12 protein-coding genes and 1 pseudogene are annotated in these 15366 nt (G+C 54.3%); 7 read left to right on the forward strand and 6 right to left on the reverse strand.

Annotated elements, in window-relative coordinates:
- Window positions 1-43: 43 nt before the first annotated feature.
- The 3 genes from KBY08_RS07270 to gmd form a co-directional block, all read right to left on the reverse strand.
- Window positions 44-1156, reverse strand: a complete 1113-nt coding sequence (locus tag KBY08_RS07270; RefSeq protein WP_011266713.1) for a glycosyltransferase family 4 protein — start codon at window positions 1154-1156, stop codon at window positions 44-46.
- Between the two features lie 115 nt (window positions 1157-1271).
- On the reverse strand, window positions 1272-2168 hold the full coding sequence (locus KBY08_RS07275) for a GDP-mannose 4,6-dehydratase (RefSeq protein WP_011266714.1): 897 nt from the start codon (window positions 2166-2168) through the stop codon (window positions 1272-1274).
- Entirely contained in the window at window positions 2168-3199 is a 1032-nt protein-coding gene (gene gmd / locus KBY08_RS07280) for a GDP-mannose 4,6-dehydratase (RefSeq protein ID WP_032613409.1), read from the reverse strand. The genes KBY08_RS07275 and gmd overlap by 1 nt, the downstream gene beginning before the upstream one ends.
- Before the next feature lie 511 nt (window positions 3200-3710).
- Between gmd and KBY08_RS07285 the strand changes: the two genes are divergently transcribed.
- From KBY08_RS07285 to KBY08_RS07315, 7 genes are all read left to right on the forward strand, one after another.
- Entirely contained in the window at window positions 3711-4505 is a 795-nt protein-coding gene (locus KBY08_RS07285; protein ID WP_004419153.1) for an ABC transporter permease, read from the forward strand.
- On the forward strand, window positions 4502-5719 hold the full coding sequence (locus KBY08_RS07290; protein WP_103359608.1) for an ABC transporter ATP-binding protein: 1218 nt from the start codon (window positions 4502-4504) through the stop codon (window positions 5717-5719). The genes KBY08_RS07285 and KBY08_RS07290 overlap by 4 nt, the downstream gene beginning before the upstream one ends.
- On the forward strand, window positions 5716-7386 hold the full coding sequence (locus KBY08_RS07295; RefSeq protein ID WP_103359609.1) for a class I SAM-dependent methyltransferase: 1671 nt from the start codon (window positions 5716-5718) through the stop codon (window positions 7384-7386). The genes KBY08_RS07290 and KBY08_RS07295 overlap by 4 nt, the downstream gene beginning before the upstream one ends.
- Window positions 7386-9911 (forward strand): glycosyltransferase family 4 protein, encoded by a 2526-nt coding sequence (locus KBY08_RS07300; protein WP_111522454.1) that lies wholly within the window; start codon window positions 7386-7388, stop codon window positions 9909-9911. The genes KBY08_RS07295 and KBY08_RS07300 overlap by 1 nt, the downstream gene beginning before the upstream one ends.
- A gap of 272 nt (window positions 9912-10183) precedes the next feature.
- A complete protein-coding gene (locus tag KBY08_RS07305) occupies window positions 10184-10657 on the forward strand; it encodes a GtrA family protein (RefSeq protein WP_225651098.1) in 474 nt (157 codons plus the stop codon).
- Window positions 10658-10666: 9 nt separating this feature from the next.
- Window positions 10667-11521 carry a polyprenol monophosphomannose synthase gene (locus tag KBY08_RS07310; RefSeq protein ID WP_111522455.1) on the forward strand — a complete coding sequence of 285 codons (855 nt, stop codon included), beginning with the start codon at window positions 10667-10669 and terminating at the stop codon, window positions 11519-11521.
- A complete protein-coding gene (locus KBY08_RS07315; protein ID WP_111522456.1) occupies window positions 11518-12984 on the forward strand; it encodes a hypothetical protein in 1467 nt (488 codons plus the stop codon). The genes KBY08_RS07310 and KBY08_RS07315 overlap by 4 nt, the downstream gene beginning before the upstream one ends.
- A gap of 110 nt (window positions 12985-13094) precedes the next feature.
- Here the strand turns inward: KBY08_RS07315 and rfbA are convergent, their stop codons facing one another.
- From rfbA to KBY08_RS07330, 3 genes and pseudogenes are all read right to left on the reverse strand, one after another.
- Complete coding sequence (rfbA, locus tag KBY08_RS07320; RefSeq protein WP_111522457.1) at window positions 13095-13976, reverse strand: glucose-1-phosphate thymidylyltransferase RfbA; 882 nt, start codon at window positions 13974-13976, stop codon at window positions 13095-13097.
- Between the two features lie 8 nt (window positions 13977-13984).
- Entirely contained in the window at window positions 13985-14890 is a 906-nt protein-coding gene (rfbD, locus tag KBY08_RS07325) for a dTDP-4-dehydrorhamnose reductase (RefSeq protein ID WP_111522458.1), read from the reverse strand.
- A pseudogene (locus KBY08_RS07330) lies at window positions 14887-15358 on the reverse strand (GDP-mannose 4,6-dehydratase); the annotation flags it as partial. The pseudogene KBY08_RS07330 and the gene rfbD, both read right to left, overlap by 4 nt.
- Window positions 15359-15366 lie beyond the last annotated feature (8 nt).

Below are 15366 nucleotides of genomic sequence, written 5' to 3' on the forward strand. Positions count from 1 at the left end.
AGCCCCAGTGATGGGGCTTTTTTTATTCATCGAGAGACGACATTCATTTCAGCAGGTCGTGATAGACCTGCACAGTCGACGCGCACATCCTTTCGGCGGTGAACAGCTTGTGGAAACGTGCCAGCGCGTTCTCGCCGAAGCGGGCCGCTTGCTCCGGGGCTTCCCACAAGCGGCGCATCGCTTCGCGCAAAGCCAGCGGATTTTCCGGTGGTACTGCCAGGCCGGTTTCTTCGTCGATATTCACGTAGGTCGTGCCGGTGCCGATCTCGCAGGAGATCATCGGCTTGCCGTACATCGAGGCTTCAAGCAGCGAGATGCCGAACGCTTCCGAGCGTAGATGGGAAGGGAAGACCAGGGCGTAACACATCTGCAGCAGGCACGCCTTGTCCTCATCATCCAGTCGACCGAGAAACAGCACGTTGCGCAGTTGCAGTTTTTCGGCCTGCTCCTTGAGTTCAGCCTCCTGAGGCCCGCCACCGAGGATCACCACCGGGTAATCAACGCCCTCCAGGGCGCTGAGCAGTGTGTGCAGACCTTTGTAATAGCGCAGCACGCCGACGAACAGAAAGAACTTGCCCGGCACGCGCTGCTGCCATTCTGATCGCTTCTGCGCCGGAACCACCGGATAGGCCGACTGATCCAGCCCGTAGGGCACGACCACGGTCTTGTCAGCGAAGGGCTTCAGGGTCTCGCTGGTCTGCAGGTAATTGGGCGAGGCCACCAGAATGCGGTCCATGCGTTGGAGAAACTGGTTCATCAACGGGCTGTACAGCTTCAGCAGCGTGCGCTGCTTGATGATGTCCGAGTGATAACTGAGCACCGTTGGCCGGCCATGACGGGTGGCGAAATGCACCAGATCCATCAGCGGCCAGGGGAAATGAAAATGAACCAGATCGGCTTCTGCGGCCATTTCCCTGAATTGACTGAAGACCTTGGCAGAAAAGCCCGTGGACGCCAGATTGAAGTTTTCCTTCACGCGCGTGACCTGATGGTCGGCGACCTGCAGGCGGGTGGGTGAGGGGGATGGGCTAAGCGTCAGCACCTGGCTTTCTACATCGAACGCACGGCAGCCCTGAGCGAGCTGGAAAATGACCTGCTCTATCCCGCCAGTGGTGTCCGGGTAGTAGGTTTTGAAGAAGTGAAGAACCTTGATCATCGTCTGCCTGATTCAGCCATGCGTGCTGAGTCGTTCACCACGGGCTTTAAGGGTGTTTAAAAAGGAAAGGCCTGTCTACCAGGTAGACAGGCCTTATTTTGTAACTGCCAACCAATCAAGCGGAGGGCAACATCCAGCTCAGGGTTTCCCGAAGCGGCGGGGTCTCCCAGTCGTGGACCAACGCGCGCAGGCGAGCGTTGTTGCCGCACAAGGTCTTGACCTCATTGGCCCGGACAAACGCAGGGTTCACCTGAACGTCGATATCCTGACCCGTGATGTCCCGGCACATGTCGATCACTTCGCGCAGCGAGTGGGTCACGCCGGAGCTGACGTTGATCGTCTGCCCGACCGGGCAGACTTCCAGCAGACCGCGATAGGCGCTGACAACGGCGCGTACGTCACTGAAATCACGCCACACGTCAAGGTTGCCCAGCTCGATGGTGCTGGCCTTGCGTGCGAAGTGCGAAACGATCTTGGGCAGCAGAAAGTTTTCTGCCTGCCCGACGCCGGTGTAGTTGAACGGCCTGGCGATGACGATGGGCAACCTGGCGTGCCAGAGGCTCGCCATGTATTCCATCGCCAGTTTGCTCACGGCATAGTCGTTGGCCGGTGCGGGCGGAGTCGTTTCATCCAGCATGCCGGAGGAAGCATTGCCGTAGACATTGGCGCTGCTTGCCAGCAACACACAGTCAGGCACCTTGCCGCAGGCATCGATCGCCTCGAGCAGGTTACGGGTGCCGATCAGGTTGACCTGATAGAAAGCATCCGCTGCCCCGTGCCCCACGAACGCCAATGCTGCGAGGTGCACGACGATATCCGGCTGAGTGTCTGCCAGCAGCTTGCGAAGACCTGCCACGTCTGCCAGATCCACCTGGTAATAGCCGGGACTGTCCGAAGGCTGACTGCCGACGCCAAGGACTTCACAGCCCTGGGCGGCAAGCTCGTTCGCCATGAAACGGCCTGTAAAGCCGTTGATTCCGGTGATCAGTGCGCGCTTGCCAGCAATACTCATCAGAACGAAAAGCCTTTTTCATTACGACGCAGATCCGCTTCGACCATCATGCGGCACAGCTCTTCCAGATTGGTCTTAGGCTCCCAGCCCAGGACTTCCTTGGCTTTTGCAGGGTTACCGATCAGCAGCTCGACTTCGGTTGGGCGGTAGAACTTCGGATTGACCGAAACCAGTACCTTGCCAGTGTCTGCGCAAATGCCTTTTTCCGACTCGGCTTCGCCTTCCCACTTGATGGTCACGCCAGTGGCCTTGAACGCCATGCTCACGAAGTCGCGTACGGTTTCGGTGCGGTTGGTGGCCAGGACAAAGGTGTCCGGCTCATCAGCCTGCAGCATGCGCCACATACCTTCGACGTATTCCTTGGCAAAACCCCAGTCGCGCTTGGCGTCCATGTTGCCCAGTTCGAACGACTCGATCAGGCCCAGTTTGATCTTGGCAACCGAATCGGTGATCTTGCGGGTTACGAACTCACGGCCACGCAGTGGCGACTCGTGGTTGAACAGGATGCCGCTGGTGGCGAAGATGTCGTACGACTCACGGTAGTTGATGGTCATCCAGTGAGCGTAGAGCTTGGCAACGCCGTACGGGCTGCGCGGGTAGAACGGAGTGCTCTCTACTTGCGGGATTTCCTGGACCTTGCCGAACATCTCGGAAGTCGAAGCCTGGTAGAAACGAATCTTCGTGTTGACGATGCGAATGGCTTCCAGCAGGTTGACTGCGCCGATGCCGGTGATTTCGGCAGTGGTCAACGGCTGTTCGAACGAAACGCCCACGAAGCTTTGTGCAGCGAGGTTGTAGACCTCGGTAGCGCCCGTGGTTTGCAGCAAGCGAATGCTGGCAGACAGGTCAGTCAGGTCATACTCGACGAGATGCAGATTAGGGTTGTTCTGGATCCCGAGCTCTTCTATACGCCAGAAATTGACGGAGCTGGTACGGCGATAGGTGCCGTAAACGGTATAGCCTTTTTCGAGCAGCAGCTCAGCCAGGTAAGCGCCGTCTTGACCAGTAATGCCGGTAATGATTGCTTTCATGCTATGTCTTTTAACTCCATCGAAGAACGGGGCCCCGGATTATTCTCGAGGCTTGTACTGTATGTCTGGTGTGCAATGATACAGGTTAGAAACCCTATATACGACTGTTTCACCCATAGATCCTTAGCTTTCAAGAGTGAGTGATCCGCGATCCCGAGTGTCTGGCGGTGCAATCGCTATGGCCATGAGGCATCATTGGGAGTCTTCAATCTCCGTCATTTTTCAAACGGGCGCTGGCTTGCCAGAAAATAGCTGATTTTTCGATGTTTTCCACCGTTAGACCCGGCTGGGCTTCATGAACAATTCAACTATAAAGCGGGGATTTGTAGACTAGACGGTGACTATTCCAGCGAAGGCGATATAGTGCGCCCCCAGAAACCTTTTCTGCTTTTTACGTATCGCGGCTTCGTAAGCCTCTCACGGGGCGAGCCTCGACCAAGACCTTGAGTGACGTTGCGCGAAACGGAAACACTCAGGGTAAGCACGACTTCACCCTTTTCAGGAGTCATCAATGTTGGAGCTGTTCAGAAGCCTTTGGGGTTACCGGGGATTCGTCTTTTCATCTATACGCAATGAGTTTTCCGCACGATTCTCCCGTAGCCGCCTGGGTGGCCTGTGGATGATCATCAACCCGCTGGCACAGGTTGCGATCTACGCGCTGGTTCTCTCCAACGTTCTGGCTGCCAAACTACCCGGCATCGACAACAAGTATGCCTACGCGGTCTACCTGATGGCCGGTATGCTGGCCTGGAGCTATTTTTCAGAGATCATCGGTCGTTGCCTGACACTGTTCATCGACCAGGGCAACCTGATGAAGAAGATGCGCTTTCCGCGCATCACACTGCCGGTGATTGTCGCGGGTTCATGCCTGCTCAATTACGTACTGTTGTTTGCAGCCATTCTGCTGGTCTTCGCTGCGTTGGGGCAATGGCCGCACTGGCAAATGTTGTGGCTGATCCCGCTGACTATCGTGATTACTGCGCTGGCCGTAGGGCTGGGGTTGATTCTGGGCGTCTTGAACGTATTCATACGCGACGTTGGCCAGGTCATTCCCATTCTGCTGCAGGTATGGTTCTGGTTTACCCCGATTGTCTACCCGCTCAACATCATCCCTGAACAATTCAAGAGTGTCATGGGCATCAATCCCATGTTCCCGATCGTCAGTGCCTATCACGATGTTCTGGTTTATGCGCGAGCGCCTGATCTGCAAAGTATGGCCGTCATCGCCGTTGTCGCTGCTGGGTTAATGCTGTTGGGTCTCTTCATGTTTCGCCGGGCGGCGCCGGAAATGGTGGATGTACTATGAGCCTGCTAAGTGTCAGTAATCTGGGAAAGGCCTATCGCGTCTATGCCTCTGAGTTTCAGCGCATCGCTCGCTGGTTTGGGCTGAGCACCAAGCCCAAAGAGGAACATTGGGTTCTCAAACATATAAGCTTTTCTATCCATCCGGGTGAGGCTATTGGCATTGTCGGTCAGAACGGCGCGGGCAAGTCAACACTGTTGAAAATGATAACTGGCACCCTGCAGCCGACTGAAGGCAGCGTGCAGGTAAATGGACGCATCGCTGCAATTCTTGAGTTGGGAATGGGTTTTACACCTGATCTGACCGGCCGCCAGAATGTGTATCATGCCGCGGGCCTGATGGGCTTCAATGCCGACCAGATAGATACAGTTATCAAGGAGATCGAAGCGTTTGCCGAGATAGGAAGTTATTTTGATGAGCCGGTGCGCACCTATTCGAGTGGTATGCAGATGCGTGTGGCATTTGCCGTAGCTACTGCCATTAGGCCTGAGATTCTTATTGTCGATGAGGCCTTATCGGTAGGCGACAGTTATTTTCAGCACAAGAGCTTTGACCGCATACGCGAGTTTCAAAAGCAAGGCACAACCCTGTTGATCGTGTCGCACGACCGTGGGTCCATTCAGGCATTGTGTGATCGAGCGATCCTTCTTGAAAAAGGCACCGTCATCAAAGATGGCAAGCCCGAAGAGGTCATGGACTTTTACAATGCCTTGATCGCTGAAAAGGAAAACGCCACCGTACAGACTCGAGAGCTGGAGGAGGGCGTTGTGCAGACGCGGTCAGGTAGCGGCGAGGCCACAATAGGCCCCGTTACTTTGCATAACGCTGCGGGCGAACGCATTGAATATGTGTCTGTTGGTGAGCCGGTTTCATTGCGTATTAACGCTCAAGTGAATAGCGCTATCCCCGAGTTGGTGGTGGGTTACCTGGTCAAGGACCGACTTGGGCAGCCGGTGTATGGCACCAACACTCACCACATGGGGTGCAAGGTTGTTGATCTACAGGCGGGCGAGTCGCTGGACTACGTGTTCAGCTTTACGGCCAACCTCGGTCCGGGCTCTTACTCGATTGCGGTAGCGCTCCATACAACAGACAGTCATTTATCACGCAACTATGAATGGGTGGACCTGACGCTTGTGTTTAACGTAGTCAATATCTCGCAAAGCGAGTTTGTAGGACTGGCTTGGCTGCCGCCTGTTGTGGAGTGCAATCGATGACCCTTCCTTTCTATCGCGCCTTTGAAGACCGCCATCGTGGTTCCCGTGAGTTGATTCGCGAGCGGCAACAGGCATTCTTTCCGTTCATTCAGCCTCTCGAAAGACTGTATCCAGCGTCCAAGGCTCTGGATCTTGGCTGTGGTCGCGGAGAATGGCTCGAAATCTTGATTCAGACAGGCTTCGCTCCGCTCGGTATAGATATGGATAATGGCATGCTCGACGCCTGTATCGAGCGCGGTTTGCCCGTTGAACTTGATGATGCACTCAGTGCGCTAAAAAAGATGCCTGACGAAAGCCAAGCTCTTGTTTCAGGTTTTCATATTGCAGAGCACATACCCTTCAAGGATCTGAAAGTCCTGGTTGCAGAAGCATTGCGAGTTTTGAAGCCGGCAGGACTATTGATTCTGGAGACGCCCAACGCAGAAAATCTGGTAGTGGGCACGCAACATTTCTATCTTGATCCGACCCATGAACGCCCGATTCCGCACTTGTTACTGGATTTTCTGATCGAGTTCTCTGGGTTTAGTCGTTCGAAGCTGATGCGCCTTCATGAACCTACGGTATTGGCAGAGGGCGGTCCCGTCGATCTGATGGACGTTCTGGGGGGGGCTAGCCCTGATTATGCGATTGTCGCTCAAAAAACGGCGTCAGATGAACAGCTCGAATGTTTTGATAGTGCGTTTTCAGCGGACTATGGCCTTCCGCTCAATACGCTTGCCAAGCGATATGATGAGCAGGCCTTGAGTCGACTGCAGGAGATTGAACAGCGCAATCAGAACCTGGAAGCTCTTTTAAAACAGCTAACGACTTATAGCGAGCAAGCCAAGCACGACACCGAACATGCCGTGCAGCACAGCAAGCAATTGGAAGTTGTCGTTCATGAGCTTGGAGGGCGTACTGATATAAATTACGCACGAATGGAAGCTCAACTGCAAGCGCTTCACGAACGTATGAATACCCAATTTCAAGAAAATCATACGTACATGGACGCGCAGTTACGAGAGACTGGCTTGCGCGCTGATCTTGCGGAGTCGCGCTACCACACTGTGCAGTTGTTGCAGGAAGACACGCTCCATCATGTAAAGCAGGCAGAGGATCGTATTGATGAAGCCTTGGCCACCATAGGGCAGCTCCAGACCAGGATTGAACTCCTGACTCGGGATTCTTTAACTGATGGACAGGCAGAGCAGGCTCAGGCTCAGGCGCAAGCGCAACTTGACGATTTGAATGCACGTTTGAATGCGTCGCTGGGCAATGCACATCACTGGTGGTTGCGCGCTACAGCCTATGAGCAGCAGTTGAATGCGGTGCACCGGAGCACGTCCTGGCGCCTCACTGCACCGCTGCGGTTCATCGCGCGCTGCATTTACTGGCCGTTCCGCCGCAGTCGTCCTACGCTCGGCCAGGCATTACGTCGCACCGTTCCACACGCGCGGCTGTGGCTGGCACGTAGACCAGCAATCGAACGTCCAGTCCTTGCGGTTTTGAAGTCGAGTCCTTGGCTTCACGCCAAGCTGAGCGGAATGCATCAGGCGACTGTGAACCCGGCACCTGAAACCATTATCAGCGATCCACCGCACGGCGTGATTGATCACGCACCACTGACCCAGCGAGGCCGCACCATCGAGAATGCCCTCAGGGAAGCTATGATTAGAGGGCAAGAATAATGCGCATCGTAATTGACATGCAGGGCGCACAAACAGAAAGCCGGTTCCGCGGTATTGGTCGTTATAGTCTTTCTCTGGCGATGGGCATTGTGCGCAATCGTGGTGATCACGAGGTTTATCTGGTCCTCAACGGCATGCTTAGCGAAAGTATTGAAAGCATCCGCGCAGCGTTTGTCGGCTTGCTGCCGCAGAGTCATATACGTGTATGGTATGCCCAAGGGCCGGTATCTGATATGGATCCGGCCAATGTTGTCAGGAGGGATGTGGCGCAGCGTATTCGGCAAGCCTGCATCAGCGACTTGAAGCCGGATGTAGTGCATGTCACTAGCGCGGTCGAAGGGTATGGCGACGATGCGGTCATTGGCAGCCCTCTCCTGGACACGACATCGTTGGTCAGCTCGACACTGTATGATCTGATCCCCTTTGTTAGTCCGGAGAAATACTTAGACAATAATCCCGTCTACAAAAAGCATTATCTGAACAAGGTTGAGGACTTCAAACACTACGGTCTTCTGCTTTCTATTTCGGAGTTTGCGAAGGAAGAGGCGCTGTCTCTGCTGCCGCTTGATAACTCTAAGATCGTCAATGTATCGACAGCCGCAGACGATGTTTTTCAACCGGTTACCTTGAGTATTGATGAACGCGCTGATCTTGAAAAAAAGTTCGGACTGCGAGAGAGGTTCGTGCTTTATTCCGGCGGAGCTGACGAGCGCAAGAACCTGCCACAATTGATCAGAGCGTTTTCAATGATCAAGACGGAGCAGAGCGACATTCAGTTAGTCTTTGCGGGAAAAATGCCGGATTTCCATGTAAACACTTATCTGGCACTCGCCGAAGAGCTTGGCCTGGGTCCAAATGATGTCGTGCTAACAGGCTATGTCACTGACGCTGAGCTGGTGGCATTATATAGTTCATGTCAGGTGTACGTATTTCCTTCTTGGCATGAAGGTTTTGGTTTGCCACCGCTCGAGGCGATGAAGTGTGGTGCGCCGGTAATAGGTGCCAATACCTCTAGCGTGCCAGAGGTCATCGGTTGGCATGACGCGACGTTTGATCCGTTCGACGTTAAGGCGATTGCCGAGAAAATCCGTACCGTACTCAACGATGACTCGTTCCGAAATACCCTTGTCAGCCATGGTCTGCAGCGTGCCGAGAAGTTCTCATGGGATCGCACTGGCATTGCCTCGGTCCAGGCATTCGAACAGGCTCTGGCCAATTTCAGACGTTCGGCGAACAGAATATCTCCGGAAAAAGATAGTGCATTGGCTCTGGTTGACGCATTGGCCGCAACAGGGCACTTGGGCTCTGGAGATCTGGATATCCCGCGCCTTGCCAAAGCCATTGATTTTTCTTTGCAGGGCCCTGCAGATAAACCAACGCTGTTCGTTGATATCTCGGAATTGTGCAAACATGACGGCAAGAGCGGAATACAGCGAGTTGTACGCAGCATCCTGGCCGAATGGCTGAACCACGCTCCTGAGGGCTATGTTGTCAAGCCGATTTATACGAAGGCAGGTGAGCCTTTTTACCGGTATGCAGCGCAGTTCACGACGTTGTTTCTGGGTAAGGAGGCCAGTGAAGCAGAAGAGGACGAAGTCATCAGCTACCGTGCGGGTGATACCTACCTTTGCCTCGATCTGTTGATGGATGTTCTGCCACATAAGCAGACTTATCTGGATACGATGCAGGCCCATGGGGTCAACATCTTCTTCGTTGTCTACGATCTTCTGATTCTTCAACTGCCGCACTGTTTTGTTGACAGTCTGCAGGCGCATTACGTGAAGTGGATTCACGCAGTTGCCCAGTACGATGGCGCGATGTGTATATCTCATGCGGTTGCAGACGAAATGCGCCAGTGGCTGGAGCACAATGCTCCCCCGCGTACTCGCCCTTTCCGCATAGGTGCTTTTCATCTAGGCGCAGATATCGACCACTCAATGCCGTCCACCGGCTTTCCGGAAAATCCTGCTCTTCGCATCGAGTCGCTTGAGCCGTTCCCGAACTTTCTCATGGTAGGCACACTTGAACCCCGTAAGGGGCATGCGCAGACGCTGGACGCGTTCGAGCTGCTGTGGGCGTCAGGTGTCAAGGCGAATCTGATCATCGTTGGCAAGCACGGCTGGCTGGTGGATGATCTGGCGGCGCGGCTGATGAGCCATGAGCAACTGGGCAAGCAATTGCTGTGGCTGGATGGGGTAAGTGACGAGTATCTCGAGCATCTCTATAACCATTCCGATTGCCTGATAGCAGCTTCCTACGGTGAAGGCTTTGGTCTGCCATTGATTGAAGCAGCGCAATACAAACTGCCGATCATTGCAAGAGACTTGCCTGTATTTCGCGAGGTGGCGGGTGAGTTTGCCTGGTATTTCAATGGCGCGATTGCGCAGGACGTCGCCGATAGCCTGACTGAGTGGCTGATTCTTTTCGAGCAGAAGCAACACCCACAGTCTGGCGAGATGCCTTGGCTTACCTGGAAAGGTAGCGCGCAACAGCTCATTGGCGAGATAGAAAAGTACGCTTTTTGACGCGCCCTTCTTGGCTCAAGCTCTGATCATGTGCTGCAGGAGCAGTCCTGTGGCCTGAAAGCGGTGTGAGATTTAGGTCGTGGTGCTTACTCGTAGGCGTTCATCGGGACCTTGTACGAGGTGGCGTGTGTTGTCGTTTGGTCTGGTTGTAACGCCGTGTTACTTGCTAGATAGGCCTAAAAACCCTATCATTCCGGCCTATTTTTTGGGCGATTTCTGCGCGTTAATCAGCGTTTGTCAGCGTCAAAACCTTCAATACGGTAGTGAACAGCGTGATACCTAATTTAATACGAAGAATCGCCAACCTCGCTTACAGACTTACCCGAGGGATATTTCCCTTATCACTCATCTCATTCCTGATCGTTGGATCACTTGGCGTTCTGGTACACATGAGTGTTCTCAAAACACTCATGCTGACCTCGACGGACAGCTTCCGGTACGCCAACGCGGGCGCGATGATCGTTGCTGCCAGCTTCAACTATCTGATGAACAACAAGTCGACCTATCGTGAGACAAGCCTGGCCGGCAAGCGAATCATTGCCGGGTATTTGATCTATCTGACGATCACTTCTCTTGGGCTGGGTTTGAGCTTGTTGATTTCTGGAGAGGTCTACGACCGGATACAGATGCCTATGATTTCCGCGCTGTGTGGCATCGTGGTGGGTTCGCTCTGGAATTATTTCATGTCCTATAACTTCGTTTGGAAAATGCTGTCTCCAAAACCCAAGCCAATTGAACAGAATTAAGCAAAAATAATGAAAAAATTGATTTTTTTTGCCACCTATAACGAGGCAGGCAACGTAACGTCCATGATTGAGCGGATCACCGCTGCCGCACCCGATGCGGACATCCTCGTGGTCGATGACAGCAGCAAGGACGGCACCCTCGATATTCTGGCCACCTTGGCCAGGCCAAGCCTGAGAGTGATCGTGCGTCCAGGAAAACTGGGGTTGGGTACTGCCCACCTTCTGGCATGGAAGTATGCGATTTTTCATTCATACGACATTCTGGTCACCATGGATGGCGACCACTCCCACGATCCCGCCGACATCCCGAAGCTGATTGGTGCTCTGGATGCCACGACAGATCTGGTCATCGGCTCTCGTTACGCTGAAGGCGGAAAGTGCGATTACACCGGATATCGTCTGCGTGTCAGTCAGGCAGCAAACAAAGCCGCCAGGCTGTTGCTTGGCATCAAGCTGACCGAGTTTACTACCTCTTTTCGCGCGTTTCGCGTCAGCCGGTTGAATGCAATCGACTTCGATACACTGGTCGTGGGCGGCTACTCATTCTTCCTCGCGGTGATTGTTCAGGCTTATCGACATGGCCTGAAACTATCCGAACGTCCGATCCACTTCCATGAGCGCAATGCTGGTGTATCGAAGATTCCTCCACTGGAAATCTTCCGCGGCATCGCTAATTTGCTCAGGCTGACGGCAATCAGTCATTTCACCAAGATTTCTCCTGCGGTGAACAACGTGATAATGAAATGCGAGAAATGCCAATGTGAATTCTCGCTGATCAAAGTAGATCAGCCGAGCGCAAAAGGCATCAAGGATGACGTTTGTTTGAGCTGTGGTAACCGTCAGCATGGTGCGAAAAGCGTATGACAGGCACTTCGACCAGTGATAGTGATGAGCGTCGCAAGCTGCTGCTAGGTGTCCTGCTTATAGTGATGTCTGGTGTAATTGCGGGTGCGATATTCCCGCTTACCCAGGCGTTAGCCGGCTTTCAGGATGGCGATGGGATCCTGACCTCGCTGATGTCGACCCAGAAGTTGACCTGGTATTTCTGGGGCCAGGACCGCCTGCTGAATTTCATACCCGCACTGGCCTCGCCATTTACAGATGTGGAGACCAATTTGAGGGTGCAGGTTTTTTTTCGAAGCCTGTTCGCGTATCTGTCCCCGTTGGGCATATTGATCTTCTTCAACAGAAGCCCGAAGTTTCTGTTGGTCGCAATTGCAATTACCAACGTCATATTGCTGGCTTGCCTGAGCCAATACGCTCATTTCAATTTCTATGTTCAGCACAATACGTTCGGTACATCGCTGGTCATGCTGGCCTTCGCTTACGCACTGACCTACTCAAAACTACCAAAGCCTGTGATTGCTGCCATTGCGTTGTTTGTGTGCAGTGTCGCTTACGCCACTAACTATGCGTTACTGACCTACGCGATCCCCGCGATCTTTCTGCTTGGCGTCTTGAGGTGGCCTTCCTGGAAACGATACCTTTCCTTTTTTGTCATCAATTGCCTGGCGGTTCTGATCGCGCGCTATCATAGCCAGACCTATGGCGTGGCACCTACCGAACTAGGTCTTTTGATATCGCTTCAGGCCGTCATTGATGCCCTGCACGTCATTTATCAGAATCTTAAACTTGGCGCATTTCTGCTGTTCCTCGCTATCACATTCGTTTGTTATCAGATATCGGCAGAGAAAAAGTTTCTTGAATTAAGCGGCGTGTTGTGCGTAGCGTTTGCCATCGTTGTACTGTTGGCCAACACACTATGGGTTCAAATGAACCTACATAACATACGTTATTTCCTGACCAGCGAACTCATCATCGCCAGTGTGTTCGGTTTTGTCATCACCCGTACACTCATGCTGGGTCGGTACAAGTACGCACTGCTCATCCCGGGGCTTGCACTGGTGTACTGTGTATTTTTTCCTCTGGGTGGTTTCACTGCGACTTATAAAGAGCTGGTTGGTGCACCATGGCGCTCCAATTCCAGTGCCGTGGCCAATGTGGCTGTGGAAGAAAAAGCCGAGGTCATTGCTGGTGCTTTCTGGGATGTCTGGCCCGCTGTATTCGAAACCAAGCATCTGCAGCCTGATTTGCCGGTCTATGGCGCTGCGTTTCGTGGCGGAGTCCTCAGAGATGACTTTCTGGCAACGACAAAGGGCAAAGGCGAATTTACGGCGCTTTGCTTCTTCGACACGACTGAGCTTTGCGTAAACGAGATCGTTGGTAACTTCGGTGTCACAGGTGATAACCAACTGGTTGTCAAGAAGGCCGAACCTATCGTTGTAGGTGAGAAAAAACTGCTCAAGATGGTGCTTGAAGTCAACTGACATCCAGATGTAACTCCTGTCAGCAGCGCTAAACAGCGAAAGGGCGCGATACCGTTAAAAACGGCATCGCGCCCTTTATCGATCTGGCATCTCGAACCGCCAGATTCAGGTCAGAAGACCTTTTCCTTCAGCACGTTCTTCAAATACTGGCCGTAGCCATTCTTGATCAACGGCTGTGCAAGCTTTTCAAGCTGCGCACCATCAATCCAGCCCGCGCGATAGCAGATCTCTTCCGGGCAGGCGACCTTCAAGCCCTGGCGCCTTTCCAGCGTGGCGATGTACTGGCCGGCTTCGAGCAGGCTGTCATGCGTCCCGGTGTCCAGCCAGGCATAGCCACGGCCCATGATCTCTACGTGCAGCTGTTTCTGCTCCAGGTACAGCGTGTTGAGATCGGTGATCTCCAGCTCGCCGCGTGGGGAGGGCTTCAACTGGCGGGCCAGATCGACCACCTGATTGTCGTAGAAGTACAAGCCGGTGACGGCGTAATTCGACTTGGCAACCTTGGGCTTCTCTTCCAGCGACAGCACTCGGCCGCAGTCATCAAATTCGGCTACGCCATAACGCTCGGGGTCCTGCACGTGATATGCGAAGACCGAGGCGCCCGACTCACGGTTGCTGGCATTGAGCAGCAGCGACTGGAAGTCGTGGCCGTAGAAAATGTTGTCGCCCAGTACCAGTGCCGATGCATCGTTGCCGATGAAGTCTGAGCCGATGGTGAACGCCTGAGCCAGGCCATCCGGGCTAGGCTGAACTGCATAGCTGAGGTTCAGGCCCCACTGGCTGCCGTCACCCAGCAACTGCGAGAAACGCGGCGTGTCCTGCGGTGTGGAGATGATCAGAATGTCGCGGATCCCGGCCAGCAAGAGCGTGCACAGCGGGTAGTAGATCATCGGCTTGTCGTACACCGGCAACAGCTGTTTGGAGACAGAGAGCGTGGCCGGGTGCAAACGGGTACCCGATCCACCAGCCAGAATGATTCCTTTACGAGCCATGAGAGTCCTTAGCGCTGGATTTCGTCCAGCATGCGTTGTGCGCCTTGTTGCCAAGACGGCATCTTCAATTGAAAAACAGTTTCGAGTTTAGCCAAAGCCAGCCGCGAATTGCGCGGGCGCGGTGCCGGCACTGGATACGCTTCAGTGGGGATGGCGCCGATCTGGTCGGGCGCTACCTTCAATGCCACGCCATTACGTGCGGCGTGTTCCAGAACGAACTGTGCAAAGCCGTGCCATGACGTCTCACCGGCAGCAGCCAGGTGATAGATACCTGCCAATGCTGCCGGGTTTTGATCAGCGCGTACTCGATGCAGAATCTGCGCAGTGACGTCGGCGATCAGTTCGGCACCGGTGGGGGCGCCGTACTGGTCCGCTACCACGTTCAACGAGTCGCGTTCGGTGGCCAGGCGCAGCATGGTCTTGGCAAAATTGTGACCACGCGCCGCGTACACCCAACTGGTGCGCAATACCAATGCCTTGGCGCCGCTGGCCTGAATGGCCTGCTCGCCCATCAGCTTGCTGCGGCCGTAGACCGACAATGGGCCGGTAGCCGCGTCTTCGTGCCACTGCTGTTCGCCGCTTCCATCAAACACATAATCAGTCGAGTAGTGAATCAGCCATGCGCCCAGCGTCGCCGCTTCTCTGGCCAGGACGCCGGGAGCTTCGCCGTTGATCAACATCGCCAGGTCCGGCTCGCTCTCGGCCTTGTCCACGGCCGTATAGGCAGCTGCGTTGACGATCACATCAGGCGCCAGCGCACGAACTGTGGCGGCCAGGCGTTCCAGATCGGCCAGATCACCGCACAGGCCATCGGCACCCTGACGATCCAGCGCGATCACCTCGCCCAGCGGCGCCAGAGCGCGCTGCAGTTCCCAACCAACCTGCCCATTCTTGCCCAGCAGCAGAATCTTCATGCGTCGCTGACCTCATACTGTTGCACGATCCAGTCACGGTAACTTGCATCCATGACGCCACTTACTCATTTCTGATTGGCCAGATACCATTCCACCGTCCTACGAATCACGGTCTCAAAGGTTTTCGCAGGCTTACAGCCCAGCTCTCGTTCAATCTTGCGCGCATGGCCGCATAGCGACGGTCATGGCCATGGCGATGGGTCACATAGGTGATCAGCTCTGCGTAAGCGCTGACCGGCTGGCCGTTCTTCTGATTGATGACCTCAAACCCGGCGGCTGGAGCCAGTTCATCGAGCAGGGCATACAGGTTCTGGACAATATCGATATTGGCCTTCTCGTTCCAGCCGCCATATTGTAAGTCTAGCCTAGCGCATCGACTTCCAGAGCACGGCGAATACCGCAGTAGTGATCTTCGACGTACAACCAGTCTCGGAACTGTTGGCCATCACCTTAGACCGGTAGCGCTTTGCACAACC

The organism is Pseudomonas sp. P135 (assembly GCF_020312125.1).
GTDB lineage: Bacteria > Pseudomonadota > Gammaproteobacteria > Pseudomonadales > Pseudomonadaceae > Aquipseudomonas > Aquipseudomonas fragariae.